Genomic DNA, 19,704 nt, shown 5'->3' on the forward strand with positions numbered 1-19,704 from the left:
CTCATGTACCTAAAAGTACGATCCGCTCCGGTTCTCGAAGCGCACCATTTTCGGCACGTCATAACCAAAATCTTGACCGGTCCTATCACGGCACCCTGCGACCGGATAACGCAGTTCCGCTTGCTTTCTGGTCCGGGCTTGCCTCATAAGGAGCCTGACGAGGGACCTCATGCACGCAGAATTCGAGAATCGCGCTTCCAATCTTTCGCGGCGTCCGCGCCTGACCACGTTGATACGGGTGCGCTGGCTGGCCATTGCCGGTCAGACCGCCGCTGTCATGCTCGTGGCGCTTTATCTGCAATTTCCTTTTGCCGTCGGCATCTGTTTTGCGCTGATTGCCTGTTCGGCATGGCTCAACCTTTACCTGGCCTTCCGTTTTCCGACCAATCATCGGCTCAATCCGGCGGCGGCAAGTCTGGTGCTGGCATTCGATATTCTGCAACTGGCGGGTCTTCTCTATCTCACCGGGGGGCTGCAAAATCCGTTCGTCATCCTGATGATCGTGCCCGTCATTATCTCGGCGACGTCGCTTTCTGCCCGCCATACGCTTGTACTGGGCTTGCTGGTGGTTGCCTGCACATCGGTGCTTACTATCAGGCACGAACCGCTGCCCTGGTATCCGGGCGAAACGCTGAATCTGCCGTTCCTGTTCGTGATCGGTATCTGGTGCGCCATTATTTCCGCGCTCGGTTTCACGGCGGTCTATGCCTACCGCATCGCCGAGGAAGCTCGTCAATTGGGCGATGCATTGAGTGCCGCCGAACTTATTCTCCAGCGCGAACAGCATCTGTCGGCGCTTGACGGGCTGGCGGCCGCCGCGGCGCATGAACTGGGGACGCCGCTGGCGACGATTGCACTGGTGGTGAAGGAAATGCAGCGCGCCCATACCACCGATCCGGGCCTTGCCGAAGACATCGCGTTGCTCCATTCCCAGACGCAGCGCTGCCGGGAAATTCTCCAGCGGCTGACTAGCCTGTCGTCGGAAGGCGAGGAGCATATGTCACGTCTGCCGCTCTCTTCGCTCATTGAAGAGGTGATCGCTCCGCATCGCAATTTCGGCATCACCATCGACGTGCAGAAGATGGAAGGTCCCAAACCGGAACCTGTCACGCGGCGCAATCCCGGCCTGCTATACGGCCTCGGCAATCTGGTGGAAAATGCCGTCGATTTTGCGCGCGATACGGTCAACGTCACCTGGGGCTGGACCGATGGCAATGTGAGCGTGACCATTCAGGACGACGGGGAAGGGTTCAAGCCTGAAATCCTCGACCGTATCGGCGAGCCCTATATGACGAGCCGCGACAATACCCGAAATGGCGGCGGTTTGGGGCTCGGCCTTTTTATCGCCAAAACCTTGCTGGAGCGCTCTGGCGCCCATATCACCTTCCGCAATCGCAACAATCCGGGACAGGGTGCGGAAGTAAAGGTGGTCTGGCCGCGTTCCGCCTTCACGTCCGTCTGAAGCAGGCTTGCGGGCATCTATAGGATTTTCCTATCAAATCCTCGTGTCCGCATTTAAAAATGTTCTTGAAATACAAAGGTTTGGATTGCTTTCGCGACTGAACACATGCTGAAATTGCTTCAACAATTCAATGGCTATTTGACTTTTTGACGCAGGGGTATCAATAAGGAAAGAAAAATACAGGCAGGATGCACCCGATGGACGACTTGAAGCAGGAAGACACCGAAGCCATAGGCAACGATCCGACCCTCCTTCTGGTTGATGACGACAAGCCCTTCTTGCAGCGCCTTGCCCGCGCCATGGAGAGCCGGGGTTTTCAGGTGACGACCGCGGAATCGGTTGAGGAAGGCATCGCCGCTGCCAAGGCCGCTGCCCCCGCCTATGCGGTCGTGGATATGCGGCTCGGTGACGGCAACGGCCTCGACGTCATCGAGGCGATTCGCTCGCGCCGCGCCGACACCCGCGCCATCGTGCTTACCGGGTACGGAAATATCGCAACCGCTGTGAACGCCGTTAAGCTTGGCGCCATCGATTATCTGTCCAAGCCCGCCGATGCGGATGAGGTCTTTGCGGCCTTGACCCGCCGTCCCGGTGAAAAGGTCGCGCCGCCGGAAAATCCGATGTCCGCCGACCGGGTTCGCTGGGAGCACATCCAGCGGGTTTATGAAATGTGCGAACGCAATGTCTCCGAGACCGCCCGTCGTCTCAACATGCACCGCCGCACATTGCAGCGCATTCTGGCCAAGCGCGCTCCGCGTTAGAGCGCATCCCGAAAAGTGTGAAACGGTTTTCGGAAAAGATACGCGTCAAAACAAAGAGATAGAGCGCTACCAAATCAGTCTATTTCGGTCTCGGGAACCTCGAGACCGGCCAGTTCGGCAATGGTCAGACGAGCGGCGCCCACCCGCGCAAAGCGCAACATCAACGCCTTTCGTGTCGCGCCGGGCAATTTATGTTCCGGGGCATCGCGCATGATTTCAGCTCCATATCCGTCAGAGAGAATGAAGCCGCATTCTTGCGGAAATATTCCGCTCGGCACTCCCGGATGAGTAGCAAAGAACAGCCGGTCGCAATAGGCGCGATATTCCGGCCATTTGCGGTCCGCCTTCCAGTCCTCGATAGAGGATTTGATCTCCACGATCCAGATTTCTCCCTTGCGGCTGATTGCAATCAGATCGGCGCGCCGGCCTGACGCCAGTGGCAGCTCGGGCAAGGTGGCAAGACCCATTTCCAGAAAAAGGCGCTGCACGCCGCGCCGCACGAGCATGGCATTCTCAGATTGCCTGCCGTCTGAAAGAGGATGGGTCTGGTTGGGAATCACAATGGGCATGGGGCGCATTTTGTGCGCGGTCTCAGAGGGAGACAATCTAAAATCAGGGGCGGACTACACAAAAACTGACGCCGACAAGGCGAAACATGGCCAAAAAATGTCTTAATCAAGGAATTTTCAATTTACGGTTAACGTCTGGTTAACAATACTGCCGCATCTTCAACGGCAACGAACGATTCGCATCTATCTCCGGCCCATCGCGGTCCCATTGACGGAATGAACCAATCTGGGGGAATGCATGAATTCTCGCGTCCTAAATCTGACGGCGGCTCTCTTCCTGGGCAGTGTCGTCGCTGGCTGCTCGACCGCAGGCGGCACTTTCTATACGGCTTCCTATTCTTCGGTCACTGACGCCGGCTATGTCGTCCCGGCAATTCCGAGCGAAAAGATTCAACCGCAATATCGCCGTCAGGTCGTCAAATATCCAACGGACGAAAAGCCGGGCACGATCATTGTCGATACGCGGGAAAAGTTCCTCTATCTCATCATGCCTGAAGGCAAGGCGATGCGGTACGGCATTGGCGTCGGCCGTGAAGGTTTCGAATGGTCCGGCACGGCGCGCGTCGCCATGAAGCGCGAATGGCCGACCTGGACACCGCCTTCGGCCATGATCAAGCGCCAGCCGGAACTGGCAAAATATCGCAATGGCATGGACCCCGGCCTGCGTAATCCACTCGGCGCTCGCGCACTCTACCTGTACAACAAGGGTGGCGATACGGGCTATCGTCTGCACGGAACGCCGGAATGGTGGTCCATCGGCAAGGCAATGTCTTCCGGCTGCATCCGCCTGATGAACCAGGACATCATGGATCTTTACGACCGCACCGAACAGGGCGCGAAGGTCATCGTAAAGCAATAAGTCCAGGCGATACAGATATGAAAAAGGCCGCTTGAAGCGGCCTTTTTCATTTGCGATTTCAATCGGCTCAAATCTGTTCGACCTGCTGCACTTCCGGCACGAAATGACGCAGAAGGTTCTGGATGCCGTGCTTCAGCGTTGCAGTCGATGACGGGCAGCCTGAGCAGGCGCCCTTCATATTCAGGAATACGGTGCCGTTTTCAAAACCGCGGAAGGTGATGTCGCCGCCATCCTGCGCCACTGCCGGACGAACGCGGGTTTCGATCAGTTCCTTGATGATCTCGACGGTTTCGGCATCGGCCTCATCGAAAAATTCTTCATCGCCATGTGCGGCAGCGGCGTCGGCATTGCTATTGCCAGCCATTGCAGGCGCGCCGGACATGAAATGCTCCATGATTGTGCCGAGAATGGCAGGCTTCAAGTGCTGCCATTCGCCGTCTTCCTTGGTGACGGTGATGAAATCATAGCCGAAGAAAACACCCGTCACGCCCGGAACCGAAAAAAGCTTGGCTGCGAGCGGCGATGTGTTGCCAGCGGTGGAAGCATCGCGGAAATCAGCGGTGCCTTCCGGCATGACGACCTTGCCGGGAAGAAACTTCAGGGTCGCCGGGTTGGGCGTGGTTTCAGTCTGGATGAACATGCCAGTTGTCCCGCTTTCAGATTTTGGAACGATTTTCGTAGGCGCAGATCGCCATGGACGCAAGTGCTGTCCCGATGCTGCGCGTATCAGTTGCCATCAATATAGGGTGATTAGGTCACCGCATCAATGTCGTCGTCGCTCATACCTGCTGGAATGACCGTAACCGGGATCGGGAACTGGGAGCGACTGGCAAGCGATTGCACGAGAGGGCCGGGGCCTTCCTTGCCCGAACCCGCAGCCAGAACCAGAATTGCGATATCCTGATCTTCCTCGATGAGGCTCGTCAGCTCCGCGGCGGTTTCCCCCTCGCGGATGCTGATTTCCGGCTCGATCCCCTGATCTGCACGCACGGTTGCCGCGAATTTCTCAAGCGCGGCCTGGGCACGATCCTGCGCTTCGGAACGCATGATTTCACCAACGCCCAGAATTTGCTGGAAATCGGAGTCATCGATCACGAAAAGCAGGATGAGCGAGCCGCCGGTGTTTTTCGCCCGGCGTGCGGCATAGGCGACGGCGCGCCCGCATTCGGGCGTTTCATCGATGACGGCAAGAAACTTGCGGCGGTGACCGGCTTCCCGGCTAAGTCGTTTTGATACCATGGCCGCAATTTGCCATCGGGATCGACCGTCTGCAAGCTGACATTTACAGGAGCTTGCGGATCGAAGGTTGATCTTTAAACGGAGAGGGCGGCGGCAAAAATGCCGCCGCCCTAAGTCGCAATCGAGAAATTCAGTTCTGCAGCCAGCCAACAATATCGCGGACATGGCGCATGGTTTGTTCCGCGATCACACCAGCCCGTTCGCCGCCATCGCGCAGAACACTGTCGATATAGGCAGGATCGGCCACCAGCCGCCGCATCTCATGGGTGATCGGCGAAAGCTTGGTCACCGCCAGATCGGCAAGCGATGCCTTGAATTCGGAGAACTGGCGCCCGCCGAATTCCTTGAGCACATCTTCCTTCGATCGAGAGGAAAGCGCTGCATAGATGCCAACCAGATTATCCGCTTCCGGGCGTCCGTCGAGGCCGTCGAGTTCGGTTGGCAGGCCATCCGAGTCGGTCTTTGCCTTGCGAATTTTCTTGGTGATGGTCTCTTCGTCATCGATCAGGTTGATGCGCGACAGGTCCGACGGATCGGATTTCGACATTTTCTTGGTGCCGTCGCGCAGCGACATGATCCGCATGGCCGGGCCGGAAATGACCGGCTCGGTGAGCGGGAAGAAGCCCGATACCTGCTCGTCACCGACCTTCATATCCACACCGATCCCCAGTGAGGCGATACGGTCGGAATAGTCATTGTTGAACTTCTGGGCGATATCGCGGGTCAGTTCCAGATGCTGCTTCTGGTCCTCGCCAACCGGGACAGCGGTGGCACGGTAAAGCAGGATGTCGGCGGCCATCAGGCTCGGATAGGCGAACAGTCCGAGCGAAGCATTTTCGCGGTCCTTGCCTGCTTTGTCCTTGAACTGGGTCATGCGGCTCATCCAGCCGATACGCGCGACACAGTTGAACACCCAGGCCAGTTCAGCATGCTGCATGACGCGGCTCTGGTTGAAGACGATGCTCTTCTTCGGATCGATGCCAGCGGCAAGGAAAGCTGCGGTGACTTCGCGGGTCGACTGCATCAGCTCAGCCGGATCGGGCGAGACGGTCAGGGCGTGCATGTCCACGACGCAATAGATGCAGTCGTTGGTGTCCTGCATGTCCACCCACCGCTTGATTGCCCCGAGATAATTGCCGAGGTGAAGATTTCCGGTCGGTTGGACACCGGAGAAAACAAGCGGTTTGAACGTGCTCATGAGCGTTTCCTAAAAAAGTTAGCCCCGCCGGTGGAGAGCGGGGATTTTGAATGCTGGTCTTTTCGCAGAGACGCAGCCGCCTTTCAAGCGTGAATTATTGCTCGCTTTCTGGCGCTTTCTTTGCCGCGCCGCGCTTGATGTTGCGGCGGATCATCCCGGTATTGGCGCCGCCGAGACCAAAGGCAAAACCGAAATAAACCACCATTGCGGCAACAACGATTGCGGTCACGGTTCCCGCCCGTACAACAAGCGGTGCTGCCGAGGAAAGCTCGTGGGCAAAGTAGCTAATGGCAAAATGGATGCCGATGGCCATGATCCCTGCCGCGATGAGGAGACGCGGGATGCGGGTGAGGAGTGGAAGATCCTGTCCCCAATGGCCCCGCTTCACAAGTGTAGCAAACAGTAGCACGGCGTTGACCCAGCCGGCGGCAATTTCAGCGGTGGCGATGCCGGCCGGGCCGAAATGCGGGAAAAGCGAGATGGCAAGGGAAACGTTTACCGCTACCGAAATAGCGGCGAAGATCATCGGCGTACGGGTATCCTCGCGGGCGAAGAAGCCCGGAATGAACGCCTTGATCAGCACGAAAGCAGGCAGGCCGAGGCCGTAGATCGCCAGAATATTGGATACGACAAGCGTGGAATCCGGGCTGAACTTGCCGCGTTCGAACAAAAGCCGCACGATTGGCTCCGACATGACGAGCAGAGCGGCTGCGGCTGGCAGCGTGAGGAACAAGGTGAACTCGACCGACCGGTTTTGCAGGTTGGCTGCTTCCTTCATGTGACCGCCACGCAATGCGCGTGACAGTTCCGGCAGAAGCACGGTCGCGACCGCAATGCCGACGACGCCGAGCGGCAGCTGATAGATGCGGTCGGCATAGACGAGCGAGGATACAGCGCCTTCCATACCCGATGCGATATTGGTGTTGATCAGCAGGTTGATCTGCGTGATGCCGCCGGTAATGGCAGCGGGAAGAGCCAGCACCAGAAGCCGCCTGACGTTGGGCGTGAGGCGCGGACGGCGGAAGCCGATCTTGATGCCTGCACTGCGCACGGCAATCCAGACGATAGCGAGCTGGACCAGACCCGCAGCCATGACGCCCCAGGAAAGGCCATATCCAACGGCCAGCGCATCATAGCCGCGCCACCAGGCCACGGCCAGGACGCCGATCAGGATGATGTTGAGAAACACCGGGGCGATTGCCGCCGCGAAATAACGGTGCAGCGAATTCAGCATCCCGCCCATCATCGCGGCAAGCGACATGCAGGCGAGGTAGGGGAACATGATGACGGCGAGACGCACCGTGTTCTCGAACTTCACCGGATCGTCAGTGAAGCCAGGCGCGATGACCGTGCGCACGATGAACGGCATCGATAGTTCCATTACGATGGTCAGGAACAGAAGCACGGTGAAGAGAACGCCAAACACTTCTTCGGAAAAGCGGCGTGCACCGTCCATGCCGTTCTTTTCGATTTCCTTGGCAAAAAGCGGCACGAAGGCAGAATTGAAGGCGCCTTCGGCAAAGAGACGGCGAAAGGTGTTCGGGAAGCGGAAGGCGGCATTGAAGGCATCGGCTACCGGACCTGTGCCAAGGGCCGCCGCCATGAACATCTCGCGTGTGAAGCCGAAAATGCGGCTCATCAGCGTTCCGGACGCGACCGTGGCAAACTTCTTGACCAAACTCATTTACTGAAAAACCTATGCTGCGGCCTGCGATGAGCGGCCCTGTGTCTTGCTGCCGTTTTCCCCGCCCAGAACACCAAGCAGCTTGCGCCTGATATTGCCCTGACGGTTGGCATTTGAAATCTTGTGGCCCACTAGGTCCGTTACGTAAAAACTGTCAATCACCTTCTCGCCGAATGTGGTGATATGGGCTGAAGCAATATCCAGTGAAAGGTCGGAAATAAGGCCGGTCAGTTCCGAAAGCAGGCCGGGACGGTCCAGACCTTCCACCTCGATGACGGTGAACTTGTTGGAAAGCGTGTTGTTGATCTCGACCCGCGGCTCAACCTTGAAAGCCTTGGCGGCCCTTTTCGGCTTGGTGCGCTTGGCCAGAACGTCGGGCAAATGCGCCTTGCCGGACAGGACATCCTCGATAACCTTGCCGACGCGTTCAGCACGGCGGCGCTCGTCATCGTCGGTATTAAATTCACGGCTGATGAGAATGGTGTCGAGCGCCCGCCCGTCACCGGTCGTGAAAATCTGCGCGTCGACGATGTTGGCCCCTGCCGCAGCGCAGGCACCCGTTATGATCGACAGCAGGCGCGGATGGTCGGGTGCCAGCACCGTGATTTCAGTCACGGCCTCGAATGTATGCGGTTTCGCCATCGTGGCCAGCGCCCGCTCGTTGCGGTCGGCTTCGCGGATGAAATGGGCGTGCCGGACCTGATCCTCAAGGCTGACGGTGAGGAAATAGTTGGTGTAATGAAGTGCCAGATAGGCATCGCGCTTGTCCTTGGACCAGTCGGAAAGCCGTTCCGCCAGCGCTTCCCGCGCCTGATAGTCACGGTCGGCGCGGGATAGTTCCGAGAAACCGCCGGTCAAAACCAATTCGGTTTCGTAGAACAGCGTGCGCAGAAGCTGGCCCTTCCAGCCGTTCCATACACCGGGGCCGACCGCCTTGATGTCGCAGACGGTCAGGATCAGGAGAAGTTTCAACCGCTCCATCGTCTGCACGGTATCGGCGAAGTCGATGATGGTCTTGCGATCATTGAGATCGCGCGACTGCGCCACCATGCTCATGGTCAGATGTTCGCGCACAAGCCATTCGACGGTTTCGGTTTCGGCGGGGCTAAGGCCGAAGCGGGGGCCGAGCTTGCGGGCAATGCGCGCACCGGCAACCGAGTGGTCCTCCGGTCGCCCCTTGGCGATGTCGTGCAAGAGCAGGGCCACATAAAGCAGGTTGCGGTCGCGCTTGACGGTGGTGATGAGGTGGTTTGAAAGCGGATGTTCGTTTTCAAGCTCGCCATGCTCGATTTCCGACAGCACGGCGATGCAGCGCAGCAGGTGCTCGTCCACCGTATAATGGTGGTACATGTTGAACTGCATCATGGCGACGACCTTGCCGAAATCCGGAATGAACTTTCCGAGCACGCCGGATTCGTTCATGCGGCGCAAAATGAGTTCGGGATTGCGCGGTGAGGTCAGAATTTCGAGGAAGAGCCGGTTGGCTTCCGGGTTCTCGCGCAGATCGGCATTGATGAGTTTCAAGGAGCGGGTGAGGCTCTGCATCGCTTCGGGATGGAACTCCAGCCCGTGCTTGTCCGCCAGATGGAAGAGACGGATGATGTTGACCGGGTCTTCCTTGAAAACCCCCGGCCGCGCGATGTTGATGCGGTGATTTTCGGAAACGAAGTCACCGTCAGCGGAAAGCTTGCGCTTGCGGCGTGAGAAGGTGAGGAAGATGCGGTTGAAGCCTGGAACGTGCTTGGCCTGCTGTTCTTCCAGTGCTGCGCTGATGATGCGGGTGAGGTCGCCCACATCCTTAGCCACGAGGAAGTAATGCTTCATGAACCGCTCGACATAGTTCTGTCCGGGATGCGCCGTATAGCCAAGGCGTTCAGCGATTTCCGGCTGTATGTCGAAGGAAAGGCGCTCTTCTGCCTTCAGCGTCGCGAAGTGCATGTGGCACCGCACCGCCCATAGAAAGTCTTCCGCCTTGTTGAACAGTTTCAGCTCGGCTCGTGACAGAACGCCGAGTTTAACCAGCTCTTCTTTCGTCTTGACGCGGTAAAAATACTTGGTGATCCAGAACAGCGTATGCAGGTCGCGCTGGCCGCCCTTGCCTTCCTTGACGTTCGGCTCCACCAGATAGCGGGTTTCGCCGGCCTTGCGGTGGCGCTGATCGCGCTCGGCAAGCTTGGCCTGAATGAATTCCGGGCCGGTATCCTTGACGATTTCGTCGTCGAAGCGGGTGACAAGCGTTTTGAAGAGCTCGCGATTGCCGGTGAGAAACCGCGCATCGAGAATTGCCGTGCGGATCGTCATGTCCTCACGCGCCAGACGAATGCACTCATCGATGTTGCGCGTGGAATGGCCGACTTTCAGTCCCATGTCCCACAGCATGTAGAGCATGTATTCGACCACCTGCTCACCCCACGGGGTCTGCTTGTAGGGCAGCAGAAACAGAAGATCTATATCCGATCCCGGCGCCAGTCCGCCGCGCCCGTACCCGCCGACGGCGACAATGGCCATGTTTTCCGCTTTCGACGGATTGACCATCGGATAGGCCTTGGTGGTGGCAAATTCGAACAGCGCCTCGATCAGCGTATCCATGAGAAAGGAAAGGCGTTTGGCGCAAAGCGTGCCGCCTCCATCCTTCATCAACATGCCTTCCGCATGGGCGCGGCCGCGCACCAGTGCATCCTTCAGGGCCTGAAGAACCACTTTGCGTACGGTAGGACTGGTGTAGTTTTCGTCCGTGGAATCCGCCAGTTCGTTGAGCTTGCGCCGCAGCGTCTCGGGATTGACGATCTCTTCCAGCTTAAGGTCGTGTGCGCTCATGCGGGTTTTGGGTCCGGCTACAGGATTGGAGGCGACGGAGTATCCTATAGCCGCTTTTACAGGACATGAATATCCAAAAGCAAAGGCCGGGTTTCCCCGGCCTTTTATCCCTGGTTGCTGCTCTCTCAGTTCGTCGCGTTATAGGCGGTGATTGCCGCCATATTGACGATGTCGGAATCCTTCGCGCCGATGGTGACGATCTGCGCAGGCTTGTCGAGGCCGACGAGCAGGGGACCGATGATCGTCGCGCCACCCAGTTCCTGCAGCATGTCGGCGGCAATCGACGCCGAATGATTGTCGGGTGTGACGATCACGTTCGCCGGACCCGACAGGCGGATGAACGGATATTGTTCCATCAGCTTCGGGTTCAGAGCCACATCGGCACTCATTTCGCCGTCGAATTCGAAATCCACATGGCGCGTTGCAAGAATGCGGACGGCTTCCTGGATGCGGGCGGAGCGTTCACCCCCCATATGACCGAAGGTCGAGAAGGCGGTGAGTGCGACACGCGGCACATAACCCATACGGCGCGCCATGCCCGCAGCCTCGACTGCGATATCGGCAAGCTCGGCTGCTGTCGGCATTTCATGGACGGCTGTGTCGGCGATGAATACGGTGCGTCCGCGGCACAGCGCAATGGAAACGCCGACCACGCGATGGCCGGGCTTGGAATCGATCACACGGCGCACATCGTCGAGACCCGTCGCGTAATTGCGGGTCACGCCCGTCACCATGCCATCGGCATCGCCCAGCGCCACCATGCAAGCCGCAAAATGATTGCGGTCATTGTTGATGAGGCGGTGGCAATCGCGCGTCAGATAGCCTTTGCGCTGCAATTTCTCGTAAAGATAGTCGGCGTAAGCCGCATTGCGGCTCGACAGGCGCGCATTGATGATTTCGATGCCGGGACGGTCGAGATCGAGACCGGCAGCCTTCGCCGTATCGCGCACGCGTTCCTCGCGTCCTACGAGGATAGCGGTGCCGAGACCCTGATTGACGTAGGAAACGGCGGCGCGCATCACCTGTTCTTCCTCGCCTTCGGCAAAGACGATGCGCTTCGGCTGGCGCCGCACGCGCTCATAGATGCCGCGAAGGGTGGAGGCGATCGGATCGCGACGGGCCGACAGTTCGCGCTTGTAGCCTTCGATGTCGGCAATGGCGCGTCCGGCAACGCCGGTTTCCATCGCGGCCTTGGCGACGGCAGCCGAGACCGATGCAAGCAGGCGCGGATCGAACGGCACCGGAATGATGTAGTTCGGGCCGAAGCGCGGGCGGCTGCCCTGATAGGCAGCGACAACATCGTCCGGCACGTCCTCACGGGCAAGCTCGGCCAGCGCGTTGACGGCGGCGATTTTCATCGCATCGTTGATGGTGGTCGCACGCACGTCGAGCGCGCCACGGAAGATATAGGGAAAGCCAAGGACATTGTTGACCTGGTTCGGATAATCCGAACGGCCCGTCGCAACGATGGCATCGTCGCGGATGCGCGCCACTTCTTCGGGCGTGACTTCCGGGTCGGGATTGGCCATGGCGAAGATGATCGGGTTCGGCGCCATAGAACGGACCATATCTTCCGTAAACGCGCCTTTCGCCGAAAGACCGAACACGACGTCCGCGCCATTCATGGCATCTGCGAGCGACCGCTTGTCGGTCTTGACCGCATGTGCCGATTTCCACTGGTTCATGCCCTCCTCGCGACCCTGATAGACAACACCCTTGGTGTCGCACAGGATGACGTTCTCCGGGGCAAAACCCATCGCCTTGATAAGTTCGATACAGGCAATACCCGCCGAACCCGCGCCATTGCAGACGAGCTTCGTCGTCTTCATGTCGCGGCCGGTCAGATGCAGCGCATTGATCAGGCCCGCAGCGGCGATGATGGCCGTCCCATGCTGGTCGTCGTGGAAAACCGGAATGTCCATCAATTCGCGCAGGCGGCTCTCGATGATGAAGCAGTCGGGCGCCTTGATATCTTCCAGATTGATGCCGCCGAAGGACGGGCCGAGATAGCGCACCGCATTGATGAAGGCGTCGATGTCAGTTGTATCGACTTCAAGATCTATGGAGTCGACATCGGCGAAGCGCTTGAACAGCACGGCCTTGCCTTCCATGACGGGCTTGGACGCGAGCGCGCCCAGATTGCCGAGGCCGAGAATTGCGGTGCCGTTCGATATGACGGCGACCAGATTGCCCTTGGCCGTATAGTCGTAGGCGCGGGCGGCGTCTTCGGCAATTGCCTTTACCGGCACGGCAACGCCCGGAGAATAGGCAAGCGACAGATCGCGCTGTGTGGTCATGGGCTTGGTGGGGTTGATCTCCAGCTTGCCCGGACGACCCTGCGCGTGAAAGTCTAGCGCTTCCTTCTCACTGGCTGTGGGTGCGCGTTCTGATGTGTTGCCCTTCGGCGTCGAGGCTGGCATGTTCCCTCCGGTTTCATCTGCGGGAGAACCTCGATAGCGCCAGTCACGCATTGTGTAAACAGCGCTTACGGGAATAGATATTCATCCAAAAACGATGGAATACGAAATTTTATGACTTTGGCACTGTTTGCCAAGCAATAAATGAAGGTTTACCGATGGAAGCGACGGCTAACGAACACACCTCAGAAGCGGAAGAAAATGCCGCCGAGGCAGCACCCGTTCGCCTGACGCCCATGATGGAGCAATATATCGAGATCAAGGCGGCGAATGTCGATTCGCTGCTCTTTTATCGCATGGGCGATTTCTACGAGTTGTTCTTCGATGACGCAGTGGAGGCATCTGCTGCGCTGGGCATCACGCTTACCAAGCGTGGCAAGCATCTGGGCGAGGATATTCCGATGTGCGGCGTGCCGGTTCATGCCGCCGACGATTATCTGCAGAAGCTGATCGCCAAGGGCTATCGCGTCGCGGTCTGCGAACAGGTGGAAGACCCGGCAGAGGCGAAGAAGCGCGGCTCCAAATCGGTGGTGAAGCGCGATGTGATCCGTCTCGTCACACCCGGAACGCTGACCGAAGAAAAGCTGCTTGATCCATCCGAAGCCAATTTCCTCATGGCGATGGGGCGCACGCGCGGCGATGGTGCGCTGGCGCTCGCCTGGATCGATATTTCAACCGGAACCTTCCGCGTGACGGAAACCACGCCGGACAGGCTCTTCGCTGATGTGATGCGGGTGGACCCGCGCGAACTGGTCGTAGCCGACAGCGCCTTCCACGACGAGGAATTGCGCCCCGTCTTCGATCTGGTCGGCAAGGCGGTGACGCCGCAACCGGCGACCCTCTTCGACAGTGCGGCTGCGGAAGCCCGCATCCAGCGCTATTTCAACGTGGCGACATTGGACGGTTTCGGCCAGTTCAGCCGCTCCGAGCTGTCGGCCATTTCCGGTGCGATAGCCTATATCGAAAAGACGCAGATTTCCGAGCGCCCGCCCTTGATGCGGCCGGAGCGCGAGCATGAGGGCGGCACGATTTTCATCGATCCGGCCACGCGCGCCAGTCTGGAACTGGTGCGCACCATGTCGGGAAATCGCGACGGCAGTCTTCTCAAGTCCATTGACCGCACCGTTACCGGAGGCGGTGCGCGGCTCCTCGCCGAACGTCTGACGGCACCGCTCACCAATCCGAAGGAAATCGCGCTGAGGCTCGATTCTGTTTCCTGGTTCCTGAGCGAACCGCCGCTCTGCGAAGCCATGCGCGCTGAACTGAAAGGCGTGCCGGATATGCCGCGCGCGCTCTCGCGTCTTGCTGTCGGGCGCGGCGGACCGCGCGATCTGGGCGGCCTTGCCCGGGGCTTCGAGGCCGCGCACACTATTGCAAGCCTGTTGGAAAGTGCCTTGCTGCCGGACGAGTTGGCCCGTGCCCGCGATGCGGTCAGCGCCATGCCTGCCATCTTCACCGCCCATCTCGACCGGGCCTTGGCCGATGAACTGCCGCTTCTGAAACGCGACGGCGGTTTCGTGCGCGCAGGCTATAATGCCGAGCTGGATGAAATGCGGGCCTTGCGTGACCAGTCGCGCCGGGTAATCGCCGGACTGCAAGCCGACTATATCGAAGAGACCGGTATCAAGTCTCTGAAGATCAAGCACAACAACGTGCTTGGCTATTTCATCGAGGTGACGGCCAACAATGCCGGAGCAATGACGGATACGGATGAGGCCAAGGGCCGCTTCATCCATCGCCAGACCATGGCCAACGCCATGCGCTTTACCACGACCGAACTGGCAGAGCTGGAAAGCAAGATCGCCAACGCTGCCGACCGCGCCTTGTCTATCGAGCTTGCCGTGTTTGAGGAATTGACAGCGGAAGCCGTCTCCCATGCCGACAGCATCCGCGCGGCAGCATCGGCGCTCGCGGTTTTTGACGTTTCGGCAGCGCTTGCCGTGCTGGCGGAAGAGCAGGGCTATTGCCGCCCACAGGTGGATGACAGCCTGTCTTTCAACATCGTGGCTGGTCGTCACCCGGTCGTCGAACAGGCTTTGCGGCGGCAGGCGGCCAACCCGTTCGTCGCCAATGATTGCGATCTCTCCCCGCAAAAGGATGGCGGGAACGGTGCGATCTGGCTTCTCACCGGCCCGAACATGGGCGGTAAGTCGACCTTCCTGCGCCAGAATGCGCTGATCGCTATTCTTGCGCAGATGGGTTCCTTCGTCCCTGCCGGTTCTGCGCAGATCGGTGTCGTGGACCGGCTGTTCAGCCGCGTTGGTGCTTCCGACGATCTGGCGCGCGGGCGCTCCACCTTCATGGTCGAAATGGTGGAAACGGCTGCGATCCTCAATCAGGCGGGCGAACGTTCGCTGGTGATCCTCGATGAGATCGGGCGCGGTACGGCGACTTTCGACGGACTGTCTATCGCGTGGGCGGCAGTCGAATATCTGCATGAGAAGAACCGCTGCCGTGCGCTGTTTGCCACGCATTTCCACGAAATGACCGCACTTTCGGAAAAGCTGGAGCGGCTTTCCAATGTCACCATGCGCGTCAAGGAATGGGACAATGATGTCGTCTTCCTGCATGAAGTGGCGAAAGGTGCTGCCGACCGGTCCTATGGCGTGCAGGTGGCGCGTCTGGCAGGACTGCCCGAAGCGGTCGTCAACCGCGCCCGCGACGTGCTGCACCAGCTCGAAGCTGGGGAAACCTCCGGCAAGGCGGACAAGCTGATCGATGATCTGCCGCTGTTCTCGGTCGTCTTGCAGCAGGAAAAGCCGAAGCAGCAGGTTCAGGCCAAAGACAGTGAACTGGCGAAGGCGGTCGCCGCCATCAGCCCGGATGAGCTGACGCCGCGCGAAGCGCTGGACCTGATCTACAAATTGAAGGAATTGGCAGGAAAGGCGTGAAAGTAAAAAGGCGAAGCTGGTGCTTCGCCTTTTCTTTTACACAAAACGGTTCGCTTCAGCGCCGTAATAGGTAATGTAGCGACTGGAAATACGCTCAATCGGCAGAATGATGAAGACATCGGTGGTGCCGAAGGCTTCGTCGATCACCGCGCCATCCCCGATCATCGCACCAAGACGCAGATATCCCTTTACCAGCGGCGGCATCGAGAAGAGTGCAACCTTGTTGTTGATGGCTTCCTTCGGCATCAGGTCCATGGCCTGATAGCGGTGAGGCAGAGCGCGCACGTCCCAGTCCGGCGTTGCCCGGCAGTTGTGATAGAGGAACGACAGGCCGAGTGCGTGAGCGGCAGGCACAGCCCCATGGAACGAGGCGCAGCCGAACATCACATCGATGGAATGGCGGCGGCAATAGGCCCAGGCGCCTTGCCACAGAAGTTCAACGGTGCGCTTGGAACGATATTCCGCCTTCACGCAGGAGCGACCCAACTCAAGCAGACGAAGATTCGGGCGCGAAAGGGCGAGGCGCTGCACGTCATATTCATCGGCGGAGTAGAAACCGAGCGCCTTTTCCGCCTGATCGCTGCGCATCAGGCGGTAGGTGCCGACAATCTGCTGGTGCTCCGGCACGGGCAGGGCAGTATCGTAAACGAGAAGATGATCGCAAATGGCGTCGAAGCGGTCGGCGTCGCGAAGTTCCACGGCTTCGATGCTTTCGCGGCGCGCACCCATTTCGTCGAAGAAGACACGAAAGCGCAATTCCTGCGCGGCTTCCACGGCCTCAAGTGAATTGGCAAGCCGAACTTCCAGCGATCCGATGCGTCCCAGAACAATGGGATCGCTACCGGACGCGAACAGCGCCTGTTGTGCTTCTAAGCCTGACATGACGGTATCATCAATGATTTGCTGGTCCATTCCAAGCAGTACTGTCATGATGATGGCTCCTGATTTGTCTATTCACGTATTCCTGAATGGCTTTCCCACTGATATTTCAGCAAGTGCCATTCCAATCCGCGTTCGGACAGATTGCGTGGACGCGACGTCCAGTTCGGCCGAAGCATTACAGATTCAGTGCTACGCGAGGATGACAGAAGCATGTCACCAATGTGTCAATTCAGGTGGCTGGACCTTATCCTCTTCAAAAAGCTTCTAATTTCACGAGATCAAATTATGCGAAAGGCCGAAACCGTTCAAGCGGCCTCATTCAGCGAGCGGCCCGCTCGCGCCGCCAGCCGAGAAACTCCTCAAGAATGATGAGCCCGGCACCGATGGTTATGAACGTGTCGGCAAGATTGAACACGGCGAATGACCATGTCGGCAGGTGGAACAGAATATAATCCACGACATAGCCATGCATGACGCGGTCGATGAGATTGCCGATGGCGCCGCCCACGACAAGCGCAAAACCGTAACGTGCAAAGATGCGGTCCGGCGCGTTGGTCCACCAGAGATAAAGCACGAACAAGATAACTGCGGCGGTGATTGCCACCAGTCCCCAGTCGTGCAGCCAGGCCAGCATGGAAAAGGCAATGCCTTCATTATGGGTGCGGAACAATGCGAGGAACGGCAGGAGGTCGATCTGCTGGCCGTAGCCCATCCGTGTCTCCACCAGATGCTTGACGCCCTGATCGATCAATATGGTGAGAATGACGACAAAAAGTGAGGACCAGACCGCATGTCGCTTCATTCAGAAGCCCTTTCATCAAGCGTGAGCGCGTCGCGACGGATTTCGTAGAGCATCACGCCGGTGGCGATGGCAAGATTGAGAGAATCGGCGCGCCCTGCTTGCGGAATGCGTGCAAGCTTGTCGCAAGCACCGGCAAGGCTGTCCGGCAGGCCCTGCTGTTCATTGCCCATCATCAGAACGACCGGTTTGCTGGCATAGGGAATGGTGCGATAGTCGACAGCACCTTTCAGGTGAGTGCCGACGACAAGGCCGGAAAAGCCTTTGCGCCAGTTGAGGAAATCGGCTTCGCTCACCTTATAGAGCGGCATGGAAAAGACCGAGCCCATGGTGGCGCGCACGGTCTCCAGCGAATAAGGATCAGTTGTGTCGCCGATCAGAATAACGCCCTTGGCACCGACCGCATCGGCGGTACGGATGACGGTGCCCAGATTGCCGGGGTCGCGTACGCGGTCGAGCGCGATATAAACGTCGTTGCCCTTCGGCTTGAGGCTTGCAAGCGGACGATACTGCTGCTCGAAGACGCCGACCACCATCTGCGGATTGTCGCGTCGCGTGATGGCCGAAATGACCTTTTCGGTCACTTCCAGCACCAGTCCACCCTTGGCGAAGGTGCGCGCTGCAACCTGCTCAACCATTTTGTTGCCCTTGCCGGATTTCGCAAAGACAAGCGTCTTGATGCGCCAGTCCTGTTCCAGCGCGTCGATGACAAGCTTCAGCCCTTCAGCCAGAAACACGCCCTGCTGGTCGCGGAATTTTTTCAGCGCCAGCGAGCGAAGGTCCTTCACAATGGGATTGGTGAGGCTGGTAACTTCCTTGACCTGACCGACTTTTGAATATTCGCCCCGTGGGCCTTTTGAGAAATCGTCGTCACGGCTCATTTTGCTACCCAGCGGCTGAACATGGATGTGGAAAGCGCGCGCCCGCCCGTCTGATCGCTAGAGCGTTCACGCAGAATAAGTTCGCCCGATTCGACCGTGCCGCCAAGGCCGGTGAAACGGTCGCGCATCAGCTCATGAATGGCGAAGAAGGATGCGCGGATCGAATAGGCAGTCAGAATGACGGCCAGCGGCTTCGGCGTCAGGATCGACCGGCATGTATCGACCATTGCGGGCAGATGCTCGAACAATTGCCAGACCTCGCCGCTCGGTCCGCGCCCATAGGCAGGCGGATCAAGCAGGATGATGTCGTAGAAGCTGCCGCGCCGTTCCTCGCGAGCCACGAATTTCATCGCGTCTTCGCAGATCCAGCGGATCGGTTTGTCGGAAAGCCCGGCCATTTCCTGATTCTCACGCGCCCACAGGATCGCTTTCTTGGATGCGTCCACATGGGTCACTTCCGCACCGGCCCGTGCCGCCATCAGCGAGGCGACACCCGTATAGCCAAAAAGATTGAGCACTTTCACGCTGCGCCCGGACCTTACGCCTTCCCGGATAAGTCCATCCATATAGGACCAGTGCGCGGCCTGTTCGGGGAACACACCGACATGGCGGAAAGAGGTGAAACGGCCATGAAAGGAAATGCCGTCGTGCTGCATCGGCCATGTTTCACCGAGCGGCAGTTTCGGAAACGCCCAGCGGCCCATGCCTTCCTCATCGGTATTGCCGGTGAAGACGGCATCCGCCTGATCCCACTCTTTCTGAGGCAGGTTCGGCAGCCAGATAGCCTGACCTTCCGGGCGGACGATTCGATAGGGGCCATATTGCTCCAGCTTCAGCCCGTTGCCACTGTCGAGCAGCGCATAATCGCGCGAAGGTTCGGTTTCGAGGATAAGCGGCAATCTCTCTGCCGGACGGGCGCCGGCATAGGGCTTGATTTCGCGAATGGGTGCGGCGGGCTTGTCATCGACCGGCTTCGGCGCAGCCTTGGCGAACTGGGGGCGAGGCTTTTTGAAGGATGCGCCCTTATCGGACTTGCCTTCAAATCTGCTTTCAAGTTTGTTTTCCGGGCGTGGCGCATCGTGTCTTGTGCGCTCGAAACCACGGTCCTGCTTTCCGCCCGACGGCTTTTTGCCTTTTCCCTTTGGCGCTTTCACCCGAAACTCCAATCATCATGATTGGGGTCTAGGTAGGATAAACAGGGCCGGTGTGGAAGGGGAAAACGACGTTCAACCGTGCACAAAGGAT

General features: G+C 58.7%; 15 protein-coding genes. 4 read left to right on the top strand and 11 right to left on the bottom strand.

Annotated features, from left to right (window positions below):
• The first annotated feature begins 169 nt into the window (after positions 1-169).
• Both J9800_RS11095 and regA read left to right on the top strand, forming a co-directional pair.
• Positions 170-1,462, top strand: a complete 1,293-nt coding sequence (locus tag J9800_RS11095) for an ActS/PrrB/RegB family redox-sensitive histidine kinase (protein ID WP_112592283.1) — start codon at positions 170-172, stop codon at positions 1,460-1,462.
• Positions 1,463-1,659: 197 nt separating this feature from the next.
• Complete coding sequence (gene regA, locus J9800_RS11100) at positions 1,660-2,223, top strand: global response regulator transcription factor RegA (RefSeq protein ID WP_114214301.1); 564 nt, start codon at positions 1,660-1,662, stop codon at positions 2,221-2,223.
• 74 nt (positions 2,224-2,297) lie between these two features.
• Here the strand turns inward: regA and J9800_RS11105 are convergent, their stop codons facing one another.
• Complete coding sequence (locus J9800_RS11105) at positions 2,298-2,792, bottom strand: MmcB family DNA repair protein (protein ID WP_114214630.1); 495 nt, start codon at positions 2,790-2,792, stop codon at positions 2,298-2,300.
• Positions 2,793-3,030: 238 nt separating this feature from the next.
• Between J9800_RS11105 and J9800_RS11110 the strand changes: the two genes are divergently transcribed.
• The gene (locus J9800_RS11110) at positions 3,031-3,651 is read left to right on the top strand and encodes a L,D-transpeptidase (protein ID WP_114214300.1); all 621 of its coding nucleotides are present in this window, start codon (positions 3,031-3,033) and stop codon (positions 3,649-3,651) included.
• 67 nt (positions 3,652-3,718) lie between these two features.
• Here J9800_RS11110 and J9800_RS11115 read toward each other — a convergent pair whose 3' ends face one another.
• From J9800_RS11115 to J9800_RS11140, 6 genes are all read right to left on the bottom strand, one after another.
• A complete protein-coding gene (locus tag J9800_RS11115) occupies positions 3,719-4,291 on the bottom strand; it encodes a NifU family protein (protein ID WP_112589376.1) in 573 nt (190 codons plus the stop codon).
• Between the two features lie 110 nt (positions 4,292-4,401).
• Positions 4,402-4,890 (bottom strand): universal stress protein, encoded by a 489-nt coding sequence (locus J9800_RS11120; protein WP_112589374.1) that lies wholly within the window; start codon positions 4,888-4,890, stop codon positions 4,402-4,404.
• A 130-nt stretch (positions 4,891-5,020) separates the two neighbouring features.
• Complete coding sequence (gene trpS / locus J9800_RS11125; RefSeq protein WP_114214299.1) at positions 5,021-6,088, bottom strand: tryptophan--tRNA ligase; 1,068 nt, start codon at positions 6,086-6,088, stop codon at positions 5,021-5,023.
• 94 nt (positions 6,089-6,182) lie between these two features.
• A complete protein-coding gene (gene murJ / locus J9800_RS11130; protein WP_114214298.1) occupies positions 6,183-7,772 on the bottom strand; it encodes a murein biosynthesis integral membrane protein MurJ in 1,590 nt (529 codons plus the stop codon).
• A 12-nt stretch (positions 7,773-7,784) separates the two neighbouring features.
• Complete coding sequence (locus tag J9800_RS11135; RefSeq protein WP_114214297.1) at positions 7,785-10,589, bottom strand: [protein-PII] uridylyltransferase; 2,805 nt, start codon at positions 10,587-10,589, stop codon at positions 7,785-7,787.
• 125 nt (positions 10,590-10,714) lie between these two features.
• Complete coding sequence (locus J9800_RS11140) at positions 10,715-13,009, bottom strand: NADP-dependent malic enzyme (protein ID WP_114214296.1); 2,295 nt, start codon at positions 13,007-13,009, stop codon at positions 10,715-10,717.
• A gap of 155 nt (positions 13,010-13,164) precedes the next feature.
• Between J9800_RS11140 and mutS the strand changes: the two genes are divergently transcribed.
• Entirely contained in the window at positions 13,165-15,897 is a 2,733-nt protein-coding gene (mutS, locus tag J9800_RS11145) for a DNA mismatch repair protein MutS (RefSeq protein WP_114214295.1), read from the top strand.
• Between the two features lie 36 nt (positions 15,898-15,933).
• Here the strand turns inward: mutS and olsB are convergent, their stop codons facing one another.
• From olsB to J9800_RS11165, 4 genes are all read right to left on the bottom strand, one after another.
• Positions 15,934-16,827 carry a l-ornithine N(alpha)-acyltransferase gene (gene olsB / locus J9800_RS11150; protein WP_205315867.1) on the bottom strand — a complete coding sequence of 298 codons (894 nt, stop codon included), beginning with the start codon at positions 16,825-16,827 and terminating at the stop codon, positions 15,934-15,936.
• 271 nt (positions 16,828-17,098) lie between these two features.
• A complete protein-coding gene (gene lspA, locus J9800_RS11155) occupies positions 17,099-17,581 on the bottom strand; it encodes a signal peptidase II (protein WP_006465877.1) in 483 nt (160 codons plus the stop codon).
• On the bottom strand, positions 17,578-18,459 hold the full coding sequence (locus J9800_RS11160) for a TrmH family RNA methyltransferase (protein WP_112589360.1): 882 nt from the start codon (positions 18,457-18,459) through the stop codon (positions 17,578-17,580). Before J9800_RS11160 ends, lspA begins: the two co-directional genes overlap by 4 nt.
• Positions 18,456-19,613, bottom strand: a complete 1,158-nt coding sequence (locus J9800_RS11165) for an RsmD family RNA methyltransferase (protein ID WP_114214294.1) — start codon at positions 19,611-19,613, stop codon at positions 18,456-18,458. The genes J9800_RS11160 and J9800_RS11165 overlap by 4 nt, the downstream gene beginning before the upstream one ends.
• Positions 19,614-19,704 lie beyond the last annotated feature (91 nt).

The organism is Ochrobactrum sp. AP1BH01-1, assembly GCF_018066705.1.
Taxonomy (GTDB): Bacteria; Pseudomonadota; Alphaproteobacteria; order Rhizobiales; family Rhizobiaceae; genus Brucella.